We start from the raw sequence: 15076 nt of genomic DNA on the forward strand, positions 1-15076 counted from the left end.
GTACTTTTCAGCTGAATCCTGAAGATGGCGATATCCTGGCTTATCTTCAAATGGACTTGAAGCATCATATATATTAAGTATCTTCTCTTCATCAGATTTGGCGGTAAGGCATACATCTCCAAGGTGCTCTTTTTTCATGAACTCATGGATGATATTGCCAAACATACGAAGTAAACCATCTATTGTATATTCTGAAAAAGCAGCCGAGTCATACTCACACTCCCAGGTAATACCTTTATCTTCAGTTACAACTCTGAGCATAAGCTGTGTTCCCGATGTAAGCGCTGAATTGCCATCAAGATCAAGGCATATAGTACCTTTCAGGTTGAATTTTGTGGCAATATTCTCATAGCTGTCTTCATCACTGTTAAAAAAATTCTCACATTGCTTGATTTCAGAAAGAATGGATTCCTTAGCATCACATATAAGCCAAACAGCAACTTTTTTGCCATTACTTATGCATGTAAAAAAGGCTCCTTCCGATGCAGTATATGACTTTAGAGTCAATGCAAAAGCGGTAGTAAGAAAAGCCTGCGTTTGTATATTTTTTTCCTTGCAAAAGCTTTCTACATTATAGTCCTCTGCTAAATAGTGAACATCATATTTTACAAAATAAGATTCTACTGTATTGCTGTCTTTTACAGGTATTGTCTCTTCACTACATCCTGTATATAATTCATCAATATTATATTCTTTCATGACTGCATCTACCCTCCATGCTTCAGGAATTATCTGTTTCTTCCTCCCCGCTAAGAATGATCATCAGTCTGCGTGCCCCAAGAAATTCTGATCTTATACAAATATTCGGTGCAAAATCGTCATCATCTTCATCTTGCTCCGGCATATCCGAATTTATACCAATATAATCCTTTTTAGATTTATAGCGAAGGATTACCGCCTTTAATCCATCATCACGCTCCAAGATTGTAAAACTTGTCTGTAAAAAAATCCCGGCAGGAACAGACTTCATCAATGGTGTAAAGAGTTTATCTTCTACCATAGAAATTTCCTGTTCGGTTAGAATACCATCCGCATCCTGCTTCCAGTTCCAGCCATCAGAATGGTCCTTATCAAACCGGCCTCCTGTCAAAAGAAGCAGGTTCTTTTGATGAAATTTATATATTCCTTCGGTTAAATTGTTACAGAAAAAGCTTAAATAAATGAGGGCCACAATACTTCCAATAACCGTAGCATACCAGGGCGCATCCATTCCAAAGAATGGATTTAAAAGCAAAATAAATCCTATTGTTACGATTGACTGCATAATTAAGGCCAAAGTTGCTTTTCCTTCCTCCTCAATAGCTGAAAGATAATCAATTAAAAGCATGGTTATAAGCGTTATTAACGCCCCCACACTGATAATACGAATAGCAATAGGAAGAGAAGCCAACATAACCGGATCATCTATGCCATATGGGATGATCATAAGTTGTGGGAACAGACACAAAATTGCAACTAGCGGGAACAGCATGGCAAATCCATATTTTGTCAGCATGCGCTTGACCATAAGCATTCCACTTTCATTTTGCTCTCCGTCATAAGCCGCTGCCATAGGATATATTGCATCAGTTGCACCTGCAATAACTATAGTGATCACAAGCTGAAGATTTTCTATTACAGCCGAGTTACTTATTCCTATTGTTCCGGCACTTTCACGCAGTGCAAAATTCTGGATTGCAAGCTGTATTGAGAACATAAGATACATTACTGCCTCGGCACATCCTGGCTTGATAATTTCAAGATCACTAGGATCCGTTTCAATTTTCTTAATTGGAACAAATCTGCACAGTCTGTCAGTTTTTCTGAAATGTAAAAGATAAACAAAAACGCAGCATACAGAACCAAATACAGTTCCAAATGCGACAATTTCTATTCCTCGGTGAAATACATATACGCCCACAAAATCAATAATGATATTTACTATAGCACCTGTAATATCCCCAGCCATAGCTAAATTCTGGTTATTGTCATTTGCAAGAATATAGTCTCCAGAAAAGTTCAAGACAAGAAATACCGCACCCACCAAAGTCACCATAATATAAGTTTTGGCGTATGGATAATTTTCCGGTGTAGCACAAAGGAGCTTTAGCAGCGGATCTATAAATATAATCCCGGCTATGCTCAAAATGAGCGAAGCAATAACAAGCATGAGTATCGTGCGTGTAAAAATCCGGGCAGCTTTAGCCTTTTCACCGCTTCCTGAACATCTTGAAATTAAAACTCCGCATCCGATTCCTCCCAAAGCTGCAATAATATTGAAAACATAACCAATTGGGCCGGCTGTTCCGATAGCAGATAGAGCTTCCTCCCCCATAGAGTTTGATACACATACTCCATCAACTAATGGTGCAATCTGCGCAAATATCATTCCGACCATAGGCGGAAAAATATAACGCGCAGCGCTATGCCTTATGAATTGATTTTCATACTTATATTGAATTTTGCCCATGTAACTCACCTATCCTATGATCATATTCCAAACAGTTGATAGTCAGTTTTTCCTATACAGGTTAATATTAGTTCTGCTGCTAATACTCCTGTTGCATTTCTGCTATCAAGAAGAGGATTGGTTTCTACCATATCTATTGCCAGGAGCCTGTCAGTATCTGAAAGAATCTCGCAAATAGTAAATCCCTCTCTGTTAGAAAGACCATTCATTACAGGTGTCCCCACTCCGGGAGCATTCCCCGGGTCAAGTGCATCCATATCAAAACTCAAATGAATTCCCTTCGTGCCATCCGATGTGACCTCGATAGCTGTCTCAATAATCTTTCTAATGCCAAAATGATGAATATCACTTATAGAAAATACATTTACACCATTTTTCTTTAATTTTTTGACCTCCTCTGGATCTAAATCCCTTGCACCTACAATGGCAATCTTATGAGGATCAACTCTCGCTCCTGTAAAGCTGACTATTGAATCAGGTCCGCATCCGCACACTGCTGAAAGAGGCATACCATGTATATTTCCAGAGGGAGTTATTTTGTCATCGTTAAAGTCTCCATGAGCATCTACCCAGATAACTCCGATATCCCCATAATGCTGGGCAGTGGCCGAGACAGAGGCTGCAGCTATACTGTGATCCCCACCAAGGATAATGGGAAAAGCTCCACTCTCATGTATCTTAATAACTTGCTCAAAGAGCCTGTTGTTAGCTTCATTTATCTCTTTTTCATACCGCATATTGCTATTGCCCTCATCCGTTGCTACCATGGGCAAAATATCGCCATAATCCTTAACCTCATATCCATTTTCACGTATTTTTTGAATCAGCCCCGAGTGCCGAATTGCAAGCGGCCCCATATCAACACCTTTTCTAACAGCTCCAAGATCCATCTGTGAACCAACGATTCCAACGCTCTTTTTTCTCATAATTTTTTTCCTCATAATAGCTTATTCAATGTACATACGCGTATTAACTACCAAATATTATCCAGTGTTTGTCTCTCTTTTTCTGATTCCCACTTTGGAATAGGAATAGCTTTATGATGCCTCTCCAAAATGGTATCAAGGCTCTCCGGCTTATGATAAAAGAAACCCTGCCCGAGCTCGCATCCTGCGCTTAACAGGAACTCCTTTTGCTCCTCTGTTTCCATTCCCTCACAGAGAGTATGGATTCCCAGCTCGTGCGCAATATCTATCATTCCCTTTAAAATGACTCTGTTAGCCCCATTATGTGCATCAAGATTTATCAGAAGGCTCATATCAAATTTGATAAGATCAATATCAAAACTACTGAATACATTAAGGGATGAATAGCCGCTTCCAAAGTCATCTACCCACAGTTTGTAGCCATTTTCCCGGATCTTTCTAAGCTGTTCATAGAATTTATCTGTAGCTTTAGCAAGCCCCTGCTCTGTGATCTCGATGATAAAATAACTCTTATCTATGCCGTATTGACTAATATCATACTTATCATAGATCTTGTTGATCTCTTCAATAACATCAATATAATCAAAATCCTGTCTGGAGAAATTGATGGAAACCGGTAAAAGAGGAAGTCCCTCATCGTAACGTCTCTTTATCTCTTTACACACTGTTTCAAACATATAAAGATCCATCTCATGCATAAGATGATATTTTTCAAGTGCGGGCATGAAATCATCAGGATTTATAGTCCCTTTCTCAGGGTCAACCCATCGAGCAAGCGCTTCAAATCCCATTCCGTTGCCGGTTTCTATGCGCAGGAAACACTGGTAAAAGACCTTTATCCAGTTGTTGTCCATTGCTGTGTAAAAGTTTTCGATTATATATCTCTGATGATTGTATAAAGAATCGTCCTCTGCAGTGTAGAATCTGTAGTACTTATTTAAATCCTCGCCAACGAGTTTGTTGGCTCTTACACTGTGGTCAATGCATTCTTTTAGTGAATCGTTCTTGTTGCCTACATATATTCCTACGTTTAATCCCGTTGTTATTCCAAAGGCTCTTGATTTGAGCTTTGAATTGACGCTTTCAATCTTTTTAACTGTCTCTTCATCACTCAAATATGCATCAATAACAGCAAAATGGTCAGAGAAAACACGTGCAACTATTCCATGTGGAAACTCTGCCGTAAGGATGTTAGCAACAAGGATCAAAAGTTCATCGCCTCTTTTTAGTTCATATCTCCTGTTGTAGGATTGCATGGAGTCTATATCCAGGTAAATAACAACCGGATTTTTGCCCCTGGCAACGATTTCCTGTATTTTATTGTCACCATTTTTATTTATATAGTTTATATTTGGAAGGTTAGTTAAGGCATCAACGTAAAATTCGTCCCTTTGAAACAGCTTATACTTATTTGCTATTTCGACAAACATATTTTCATGTTTTTGAACATCGTGGTAGACTAAAAAAGCAAGATCTGTCCCATCTTCCATGGTTTGCCAATAGCCGATCGAATTTATGAGATGATAGCCATCATCCATTCTGACCCTGAAGGTAATGTCATAGTCTGTTTTCTTTTCAAGAAAATCCAAGCTTATAGCGCGAAGTTTATCCTTCTCCTCAGGATGAGTCCTCTCGAAAAAAATTTCTTTTTCCCTTTCAGAAAACTTCCCATACAGCTCTTCTCTGGATAAAGTATGAAAATCAAGAAAACCATCAGAAATAGCAAGCAGCTCAAAATCACCGCTTGCTAAAGGTTCAATAATGATCATCGGTACTTTAAGACTCTCATATGATTTTTTTATATCATCAGGGAGTTTATACAAAAGAATTTCTCCTTCGCCCCATTTTTTTTCTATAAATAAATCATATAAAAGAAAAGTATTTTATTGATAATATATATCTAAAATAAAGATAAATTTTGAGTTAACTTTTTCATTATCAATTTACCTTCCCTCATATACTTTTTTTCACCTGACTATAGTACTACATGGGAGATGCATATGCTAAAATTATTTTTTGGTGAGATTATCAGTATGAAAAAAGGTATTCTTAAAATTCTATGCATTTCGCTTTTAATATCACTGCTACTGGGAGGGTGCGCACAAAGCGCAGCTACTCCTACAGAAGATGTCGCCTGTTCCGGCTTTGAGACAAAAAAAGCTGAAGGCGATATTTCTTTTGACTATCACCTCTTCACTCCTGAAGATGGCACAGATATGCCCCTCGTCATCGTATTTCATGGGTATGGAGAAAATGATATTTCACAAAACACAAAGATCGTATCTACGATAACAAGCGAGGAAAGCCAGGCTTTGAGGCCATGTTATCTCATTGCGCCCGCTATTGAAGACAATATATTCCTTGCCAAGTCAAACAGGGATAGTATGTATTCCAAGTTAAAAGAAATCTCGGATAAGCTCATATCTGACGGAAAAGTCGATCCTGACAGAATCTATGTTTTAGGCAATTCTTTTGGAGGGCTTGCAACAATTGAGTTTCTGGAATCTTACTCTGAAGATATCGCCGGCGCCATATGTATGTGCCCTGCTCTGACCTACTCAAAAGATTCAACATCGGATCTTTCTAAGATAAAAGATATTCCTCTGTGGTTTGCCCATGCTGAAAATGACAATGTAATTCCTGTGACTGTCAGCAAATCTGCTTACTCTACCCTAAAAGCAATGGGCTCAGAAAATGTATATCTCACAACTTTTTCCAATGAAGAAATGCTTAAGTGTGGTGCTCTTACCGGGTATCACCAGTCTGATCTCGCCGTGATGGCAGATGATTCCTTTCTAGAATGGCTGTTTGAAAACAAAAATTGATGCGGCCTCTTGATATCACAGTTGGCAGCTTGTATAATTTATAATTAATTAAAGCGTTTAATTAATTGACATGAAGGGAGTGATATCCATTAATCAAAAAAGTTTTGAACAGCTTGAGCTGCAGGTGGGGAGCGGCACAAATGATTTCAAAATGAGTCGCGGCAGCTTTAAATACAGGCAGCATATCGATCAGAAGATCAAGTTGGATCATGTTTCATCAGATACCTCTGAGAATGTGACTACCATTAAATTCAAAGCGGCTCATTCAGACATTACTGTTAAAGCTCAGATCACCACTTTGGATAACGGCATCACAAAGCTTTCTTTCCTTGGTGACACCGGAAAGTTTAACAGGTTCTGGATCAGGCTTAAAAGTAATGAAAGCGAGCACATTTATGGTTGCGGGGAGACATATTCCAAATTCGACCTCAAAGGGGAAAAGGTCCGAATCTTTGTGGCAGAGCATCAAAATGCAAATCGCATCGGTAAAAAGATCATCAAAGAAAAAATCTTCGGAAAACATCCGGAAAAAACCTTGTCTTTTGACAAATATGAATCCTACTATGCACAGCCAACCTTCGTGTCCAGTGAAAAATACTTCATACATGTTGATGTAAGTGCATATTCAGAATTCGATTTCAGGAAAAAAGATCATATAACGCTATACACGCAGGAAACTCCTGTTATCTACTACTACAAAGCTCAAAGCTTCGAAGAACTTTCAGGTAAGCTGTCAGAGCTTTTAGGCCACCAGCGCACTCTCCCATCCTGGGTCTACAAGGGAGCGATCCTGGCTATACAGGAAGGCACTGAGAAAATCGATGAAAAGATAAAAAAAGTTGAAGACAAAGGCGGAAAGGTCTGCGGTATCTGGTCCCAGGACTGGTGCGGCTGCAGGCGGACAGGCTTTGGTTATCAGGTAATGTGGAACTGGCAGTGGGATAAGGACCTCTACCACAACCTTGATATCAAGATAAAAGAATGGAAACAAAAGGGAATTCGCTTTCTTGGCTACATAAATCCTTTTATCGCACTGGAAGGAGAGCTTTACAAAACTGCGTCAAAGGAAGGCTTCTGCGTCAAGGCAAAAGATGGCAGCGACTACCTTGTCACTATCACAACTTTTCCCGCAGCTATGGTTGACTTCACTAATCCCAAGGCCTATGACTGGTACAAATCCCTGATAAAGGAAAACATGATCGGTCTTGGCATGGGCGGTTGGATGGCTGATTTTGGTGAATATCTGCCGCTTGACTGTGTGCTTTTTAGCGGCGAAGACCCGCAAAAGCTTCACAACAGATGGCCTTCTATCTGGGCTCAGATGAATAAAGAAGCAATTAAGGAATGTGGCGTATCAGATGACGTGTTCTTTTTTACCAGGGCAGGACACACAGGAACCATCAGCGCTTCGGCCATGATGTGGACCGGCGATCAGCACGTGGACTGGTCTGTAGACGATGGAATAGCATCTGTTATTCCTGCAACACTGTCTCTTGCTATGAGCGGCTATGGTCTTACTCATTCAGATGTTGGCGGTTACACAACAATAATGCATATGACCAGGTCAAAAGAACTGCTTCTTCGTTGGGAAGAAATGAATGTATTTTCACCTCTTTTTAGAAGTCATGAGGGTAATCAGCCATCAAGAAATGTTCAGTTTGATGGGGATGACGAACTTTTGGAGCAGCTTTCACGTTCATCACGGCTTCATGAAAGATTAGCTTTTTACATCAAAGAGTGCGTGGAAGAAAATGCAGCCAGGGCACTCCCTGTCATGCGGCCTCTCTTTTACCACTATGATGAAAAAGATGCCTACACAGAGAAAACAGAATACCTGTTGGGGCGGGATATTCTGGTTGCTCCTGTGCTAAAAGAAAACTCTGAATCAAGGAACGTATATTTACCGGATGATACCTGGATCCATCTGTTTTCAAAAAAAGAATACAAGGGCGGAAATTATGAAATCGAAGGGAAGGTCGGGATGCCGCCTGTATTTGTAAGAAAAAATGCAGAACAATTTGAGAAGCTTATTGAAGTAACTGACAACTTGTAATTACACAATTGGGGGTAAATATGGGAAAAGATAAAAGCGAAAAACTACTTTCAAGAATCTGCTACGGTTTTGCTGATATTTATGGCGGAGGTGCTTTTGTTGTTATCAGCACCTTTTTCACAGTATTTCTTACTAAAGCCCTGGGAATGCCACCGGCGCTGGTTGGCACTATTCCTCTGATAGGCAAGATATGGGATGCTGTTACTGATCCTATGATGGGCAATATTGCCGACAGAACTCAGTCCAAATTTGGGGCCAAAAGATTCTGGATCCTTGTTGGAAGCATTATTTCTGCCATCACTTTCGTTGTGATGTGGGTTCCTTTTTTAGCTGGCGGAAGCATTGCAGGCCAGTATATTTTCTATGTACTTATGTACATGCTGTTCTCTACCGGATTTACGATCGTTATGGTTCCTTATAACGGTCTTTTACCGGATATGATCTCGGATTACACACTAAGATCCAAGTATTCCGGAACAAGAATGATATTCTCTTCTCTCGGTGCTATTATCGCCGGACTTGTACCAACTCTTATGATAAAGGACAACACTGATGCTTCTGAGTATCTCACAGTTGCACTGATATTTGCTGTGATCTTCCTTGTTGCCATTCTGGTAACCTTTGCAGGCACATGGGAGAGGCAAAAGAAAATCCGAAAAGTCAGCTTTGCTGCCACATTTTCTCAGTCCTTTACTGTATTTAGAAGCAGATCATTCAAACTCTTTGTTCTTATTTTCATTTTTGGACAGGCCGCAGCTGATTTTGTTACAGGTCTTGCTGTTTATTACATCGATGATGTTCTTAACGCTTACGGTGGCGGCAATTTCACAAAGCTCATGGGAGTTATCCTCGTTTCCCAGTTTCTTGGCATGATCCTATTTGGACCTGTAATGTCCAAGACATCCAAGAAAGCTCCAATTCTGTTTGGTACACCTGTGAGAATGCTGGCATCTTTTGCTATGCTCTTCTTCTCTTATGAAGGGGCCCCTTTCACCGTAATCCTTGCTCTTTCCTTTGTTATAGGTATCGCTATGGCCGGAACTTCGATCAGTATTTATGCTCTTTTAAACGATCTTGTTGAAGTCGATGAGCTTATTACATCTATAAACAGGCCGGGTATATGCTCGGGAATGGCCACCTTTACAAGAAAGATCGCTGCCGGTCTTTCATCAGCAGTCATCGGCGTTTTACTGGCTATGGTCGGCTATGATGAGAACCTTGCAAGCGCAGGAATGCGTCAGGCTGCTTCAACTCAGCGCGGCATAGCATATATCTATGTTTTTGCTCAGCTTTTGCTGCTTCTTATCACTCTTTTCCTGGCAATCATATTCCCTGTTACCAAAAAAGAATATGAGATCATCTGCAAGGAAATAGAAAGAAGAAAAGGTGAAGATAATAGTACCGCTACTGCTGAAGAAATAGCAGTTTGCGAGAAAGTTACAGGATATAAGTTTGACAAGCTTTGGAATGTTGAGAATGCAATCAGTACACGTACTGATGAAAAATTAGGAGGAAGTTTATAATGAAATACTTTTTAGACAGCGCAAAAATGGATGAAATCAGGGAGGCTTATAACACTTTTGGCATAGATGGCGTAACTACCAATCCAAGACACATTCAAGCTTCCGGAAAGCCCTTCCTTACAGCGATCACAGATATCGCAAACTGGATAAAGGAAGAAGGCCTTGAGGGCTATGAAAAATTCCCGGTTTCCGTTGAGATCAACCCACACATTGATAATGCAGATGAAATGGTTTCTGAGGCAAAAAAGATCGCTGCAATCTGCAAAAACTTTGTAATCAAGATTCCTGCAACCGAAGAAGGTGTAACTGCCGCAAGAAGGCTTGAAAAGGAAGGTGTAAGGACTAATGTAACCCTGATCTTCTCTCCTGCCCAGGCAATTCTTCCGGCCAAGAACGGCTCCTTATTCGTATCTCCTTTCATAGGCTGGAAGGAGCAAAACGGTGAAGACTGCAAGCAGTACATCAAAGATATCGTTGATATTTTCAAAAACTATGGCTTCTATGGTAAGACGCAGATCATCTGTGCTGCTGTCCGCACTCCAAAGCAGTTCGTTGACTGCGCTGTAGCAGGTGCTGACATAGTTACAGCAGGTCTTGCTGTATATAAAGATTCCATGCACCATGCATTCACTCGTCAGGGAATAGAAACCTTCCAGGATGCCTGGGATAAAACTGCAGGAAACTAATGTAAAATTTCTTTTTCAAGGAGATGCAAAATGAAAATTGGATTTGTTGGTCTTGGCATAATGGGTGAATCCATGTGCGAGAACATTATTAAAAAGCATGATGACAAGGTATATGTATTTGATTATGTAAAAGAAAAAGTTGATAAACTTGCTGCCATTGGCGCAGTTCCATGCAGCAGTTCCAAAGAAGTTGCTGAAAATGTCAGCGTTTTTATCACTATGGTTCCAAAATCAGAGCATTCAAAAGCCGTTTATGACGAGATACTTCCTGTTCTTAAAAAAGGCCAGACATGCATAGACATGTCAACCATCGACCCTTCAGTATCTGTGGAGATATCAAAAAAGGTAAAGGAGACAGGCGCTGAGTTTGCGGATGCTCCGGTTGTAAAAAGTAAGCCCGCAGCCATCGCAGGAAAGCTTGGCATATACGTAGGCGGAAGTCAGGAAGTCTACGAAAGCATCCGCCCTATCCTCCTATATATGGGCGAAAATGTCATAAGAATGGGCGATAACGGCAAAGGACTTGTAATGAAGATCTGTCACAATGCCCTTGTATCCCAGATTCAAAATGGTGTAAATGAAACCATGACTCTGGCTAAGAAAAACGGCATCGACATCCCCGCCTACGCGGAAGCAATCTCCTATGGCGGCGCCGGCAACTGGTATCTCGATTCCAAAAAAGAAGTTCTTGAAAAAGAAGATTTTACAACTGCCTTCTCAATTGAAAACGAACACAAAGACGTGCATATCTGCCTTAATCTTGCAAAAGAATGCGGATTTAATATGCCCGGCGAAGAAAATGCAGCAAGAGTTTACGACAAGGCTCTAGAAATGGGACTTGGTAAAGAGGACTTTTCTGCAACAATTAAGGTGGTTCGCGGCGAATAAAAATGAATGAATTTCTTTTTTACCTTGTAATACTACTATCCAATATAATTCAGGGAATCACAGGCTTTGCAGGTACTATTCTTGCAATGCCTGCATCCCTTCGCCTTGTGGGCATGGGGACTGCTGTGCCGGTCCTGAACCTTTTGGGGCTTCTTTCCGGTATCTATGTCTTTATAGGTAACAGGGAATACATCAACAAAAAAGTTCTGAAAAAGGTTGTGTTTGTGATGGGTGTAATGGTGATAGCAGGTCTTTTTATAAAAAAACTATTGTTATCAAATACACGCCTTCTTTACTGGATTTTGGGCTTAATAGTTGTCACTATTGCTCTTTCGGGGCTTGTAAATATTTTCAGAAAATCTCCTGAAAAAAGCCTTAGCGAACCTGTTCTCAATCTGCTTCTATTAGCTGCCGGAATAGTGCATGGCATGTATGTTTGCGGGGGACCACTTCTCATCGCATATATGACAAAAAAGGTCCCTGAAAAGAGCTCTTTTAGAGCAACTATATCAACCACCTGGATTTTCCTGAACGGAATCATTTTTTTGAGTCATATTTATAGTGGCTCTTTTCCCCCTGATGTTGTCAGGTCCAGCTTTATATCTGTTCCATTTTTGCTGGGAGGAATGTTTGCAGGATCAGTTCTTTATAAAAAAATGTCCCAGAGCTTTTTCGTAAAGCTGACCTATGTTTTACTACTCATCTCAGGTATATCACTGTTTTTTAAGTAATTTTCTAAGGAGAAATAACCATTATGAAAGAATTTCAAGTAGCATATATTCCGGTAGGAGTTCCTACTTTTCACCTTGAAAGCGCGGGGAAGCTTTTTGAAGAATCCGCAGAGCTCCTGCGAGGTTTTTGTGAAAACGTAAAAGTTCCTTCCGAGATGCTTCTTTCTATAGACAAATTGAAGGCTTTTCTTGAAGAAATAGATCCGGACCTTATTGTTCTTCAGAATGTAACCTTCGCTAATGCAGCCTACGCCTCAGAGGTCATGCATCATTTTAGTAGTGTCCCTCTACTTTTGTGGACACTAAGAGAACCCGTGATTGACGGAGGAAGGCTTCGCCTGAACTCGCTGACAGGGGCCTACTCCGCTGCAGGAGCCATCAAAGCCTTCAAAAAAGAGCCATTTGAGTACATCTTTGGTGCTCCATCTGAAAAAAAGGTGGAAGAAAAGATAAGCGCAACCGTAAGAGCTGCCAAGCTTTTATTTGATATGAGAAATCTCAAGATTGCAGCAATCGGCCACACGCCTCAGGGATTTGGCTTTGGAAGAGCCTTAGACCTTGAACTTCTTGAGACCTTTGGTGTTCATCTTGAATCTATAGAGGCAAGAGAACTGATCGACAAGGCAAAAAGCTATTCCGATGAGGAATGTCTTTCATTTCTGGAAGATGCTAAAAAGCGCATGGTTGGCCTTGATAAGACCCCCGAAAAGAACGCAAAAGACTTTGCAAGGCTCTACAAGGCTTACAAAGAATATGTGACTGAAAATAATATTGGTGCATTGGCATCCCGTTGCTGGCCTGATTTCTTCACAAGCTTTGGAACTCCTGTATGCGCTGTACTTGCTATGTTAAATGATCTTGGTATAGCAAGCAGCTGCGAAGCAGACACTTATGGCGCTCTTTCCATGTACCTTGGAATGCAGCTTACGCAAAACGCTACTTTTTTTGGCGATCCTGTCTCCTTAGATGAAAAAGAAAATACAATCTCTTTTTGGCACTGCGGCACCGCAGCCTGCAGTCTGGCAAGAGAAGATACAGGCGCTGTTGTAGGTGAGCACTGTAACAGACACATCGGTCCTACCCTTGAATTTGGCTGCAAGCCCTCGGAGAAAGTAACAATCTTCAGGATTGGAAGAACTCCTGAAGGGGCTTTCAGATTCTTTTTAGCAACCGGCGAAGCTCTTGATAAGCCAAAACAGTTTCTAGGGACTTCTCTTGTAGTTAAAACGGACTCTTTGGCAGAAAAAATAATATATTCTACAGTTGAAGGTGGATGGGAGCCTCATTACGTAGTAATATATGGAGATGTTGCAACAGAACTTGAAATACTGGCACATATGCTGAACATAAGCATTGAAAGGTACTAATGAGAAAAGTCGGAATAAATATGGAGCGGGTAAAAATCGAAAACCGCTCCCTGATACTTAAATGCATAAATAACAATGGCCCCATATCAAGGAAAGATATTGCCAGGATAACCGGCCTTACTGCTGCTTCTGTGACTCAGATCACAACAGGCCTTATATCCGAGGGCGCTCTAATTGAACTCGGCTCTATAAGCGAGAGCCAGGGAACAGCCGGCAGGAAAAAGGTTCTTTTGGATCTTAACCAGAACTATGGCTATGTACTGGCTATAAATATTGAGTCTGAGCTCACAACAGTTGCCATTTGTGATGTAAAGGGAAATATTCTGGATAATGGCGCTCTTATCAGCTCTTTTGACACAGATAAAGAAGCTGAGCCGGAAGCATTTCTTGATGTTGTCATAGGAAAAACAAATAGTCTTGTGGAAAAGCTTACTGCCGGTAAGAAAGCCCTTATAAAATGCGTAAGTATCGGTATTCCTGGAATCGTAGATAAAAAGGCAGGTGTTTCTGTTCACGCTTATGGAATTTGGGGACGGGAGGTGAATCTTCAATCTATTTTTGGAAAAGCTTTTAATCTCCCGGTTCTTGTGAAAAACAATGTAGATGCCCTTGCAACAGCAGAAATAATCTACGGCTTCGGTAAAACCTTTGATTCTCTTCTGGTGATCAAGTGGGGCCCTGGAATTGGAAGCACGATTGTTATCGACAACAAGATTTATGAAGGCCGTCACGGAAAAACAGCCGAGCTTGGCCATGTGATCGTAGAAAAAAATGGCAGAAAATGCAGCTGCGGGAAAAGAGGATGCCTTGAAACTCTTCTATCCGCCGAAGCTTTTTCAAAAATCGAAAGCAAAGAAAAGCGAGACTATTCCATAGATCTTTTTGCCAGAAGTATAGTAAATACCTGCTCAATAATAGCCCCAAACAGAATAATCCTTTCGGGGCCACTATTTGCAGATAGTAAACTGCGCCAAAAGCTTATTTCCTATTGCAGTGAGTATGATCCGTCCTACAACGAAAACAGGATCCTATACACCTCACTTTCCGGAAAAGAAAACTACATCGGCCCAGTGGCTGTGTTTTTTAATAGTGTGATAAATTAAGGGAAGACATTGGGACGGTTCTAATGACTTATTAAACATAAGGCATTTGAACTGTTACCTTACTTACTTTGATAAGTTTAGATTGCGGCTGAGTACGCCACCATTGACTGAGCCTGAGGAAAACGCATTGGTCTGTGAGCCGACGGTGAGGATGATGGGAACAGTAGTTAGATTCATGCACCGTCGAATTCAGCATTTTAGCGTTTTCCTCAGAACCCGTCAATGGCAGGCACCTTCGGTGTGGCTGGGTTTTATGCCTCAGGCTCTGACTCCGAGAACAGTAGGGATGGCTGAAATTGAATCAGCTGGAGACTTGGGATATTGAAAACATAAAGATTTACCTGGCTATAGCATGCTACGAGAGATTTTTCTCGATTTTCATGCCTTGTGCATAGGCTTCTGACATGAATTGGAGATTTTTTGCAAGTATCACATGCTTTGTATAGTGGTTCAGACATGTTGTTAGTGATTTTGACTCAGATACCATGTCTTTGCTTAGTAATTCGACATGCTGTGTCAGATTTT

General features: G+C 40.8%; 12 protein-coding genes. 8 read left to right on the forward strand and 4 right to left on the reverse strand.

Going from position 1 to position 15076, the window contains the following annotated elements:
• The 4 genes from G585_RS18475 to G585_RS0115840 all read right to left on the reverse strand — a co-directional run.
• On the reverse strand, positions 1-699 hold a 699-nt coding region (locus G585_RS18475), incomplete at its 3' end, for a hypothetical protein (protein WP_034482603.1).
• A 22-nt stretch (positions 700-721) separates the two neighbouring features.
• A complete protein-coding gene (locus G585_RS0115830; RefSeq protein ID WP_022776303.1) occupies positions 722-2449 on the reverse strand; it encodes an MATE family efflux transporter in 1728 nt (575 codons plus the stop codon).
• A 20-nt stretch (positions 2450-2469) separates the two neighbouring features.
• A complete protein-coding gene (gene rocF / locus G585_RS0115835; RefSeq protein ID WP_034482605.1) occupies positions 2470-3375 on the reverse strand; it encodes an arginase in 906 nt (301 codons plus the stop codon).
• 47 nt (positions 3376-3422) lie between these two features.
• On the reverse strand, positions 3423-5198 hold the full coding sequence (locus G585_RS0115840; RefSeq protein ID WP_022776306.1) for a sensor domain-containing phosphodiesterase: 1776 nt from the start codon (positions 5196-5198) through the stop codon (positions 3423-3425).
• Between the two features lie 177 nt (positions 5199-5375).
• On the opposite strand from G585_RS0115840, the gene G585_RS0115845 reads away from it, so the two are divergent.
• The 8 genes from G585_RS0115845 to G585_RS0115880 all read left to right on the forward strand — a co-directional run bounded on the left by G585_RS0115845 (position 5376) and on the right by G585_RS0115880 (position 14551).
• Positions 5376-6200: an alpha/beta hydrolase gene (locus G585_RS0115845; RefSeq protein ID WP_022776307.1), complete on the forward strand. Its 825-nt coding sequence runs from the start codon at positions 5376-5378 to the stop codon at positions 6198-6200.
• A gap of 70 nt (positions 6201-6270) precedes the next feature.
• Complete coding sequence (locus G585_RS18480; RefSeq protein ID WP_081644867.1) at positions 6271-8253, forward strand: alpha-glucosidase; 1983 nt, start codon at positions 6271-6273, stop codon at positions 8251-8253.
• 20 nt (positions 8254-8273) lie between these two features.
• On the forward strand, positions 8274-9776 hold the full coding sequence (locus tag G585_RS18485; protein WP_022776310.1) for an MFS transporter: 1503 nt from the start codon (positions 8274-8276) through the stop codon (positions 9774-9776).
• The gene (locus G585_RS0115860) at positions 9776-10462 is read left to right on the forward strand and encodes a transaldolase family protein (RefSeq protein WP_022776311.1); all 687 of its coding nucleotides are present in this window, start codon (positions 9776-9778) and stop codon (positions 10460-10462) included. Before G585_RS18485 ends, G585_RS0115860 begins: the two co-directional genes overlap by 1 nt.
• Before the next feature lie 30 nt (positions 10463-10492).
• Positions 10493-11350 (forward strand): NAD(P)-dependent oxidoreductase, encoded by an 858-nt coding sequence (locus G585_RS0115865; RefSeq protein WP_022776312.1) that lies wholly within the window; start codon positions 10493-10495, stop codon positions 11348-11350.
• 2 nt (positions 11351-11352) lie between these two features.
• Positions 11353-12081 carry a sulfite exporter TauE/SafE family protein gene (locus G585_RS0115870; RefSeq protein ID WP_022776313.1) on the forward strand — a complete coding sequence of 243 codons (729 nt, stop codon included), beginning with the start codon at positions 11353-11355 and terminating at the stop codon, positions 12079-12081.
• A gap of 23 nt (positions 12082-12104) precedes the next feature.
• Complete coding sequence (locus G585_RS0115875) at positions 12105-13448, forward strand: fucose isomerase (RefSeq protein WP_022776315.1); 1344 nt, start codon at positions 12105-12107, stop codon at positions 13446-13448.
• Positions 13448-14551, forward strand: coding sequence for an ROK family transcriptional regulator (locus G585_RS0115880; protein ID WP_022776316.1), 1104 nt, complete (start codon positions 13448-13450; stop codon positions 14549-14551). The genes G585_RS0115875 and G585_RS0115880 overlap by 1 nt, the downstream gene beginning before the upstream one ends.
• Positions 14552-15076: the final 525 nt, after the last annotated feature.

Origin of the sequence: Butyrivibrio sp. AE2015 (genome assembly GCF_000420825.1) — a bacterium.
Taxonomy (GTDB): domain Bacteria; phylum Bacillota; class Clostridia; order Lachnospirales; family Lachnospiraceae; genus Butyrivibrio.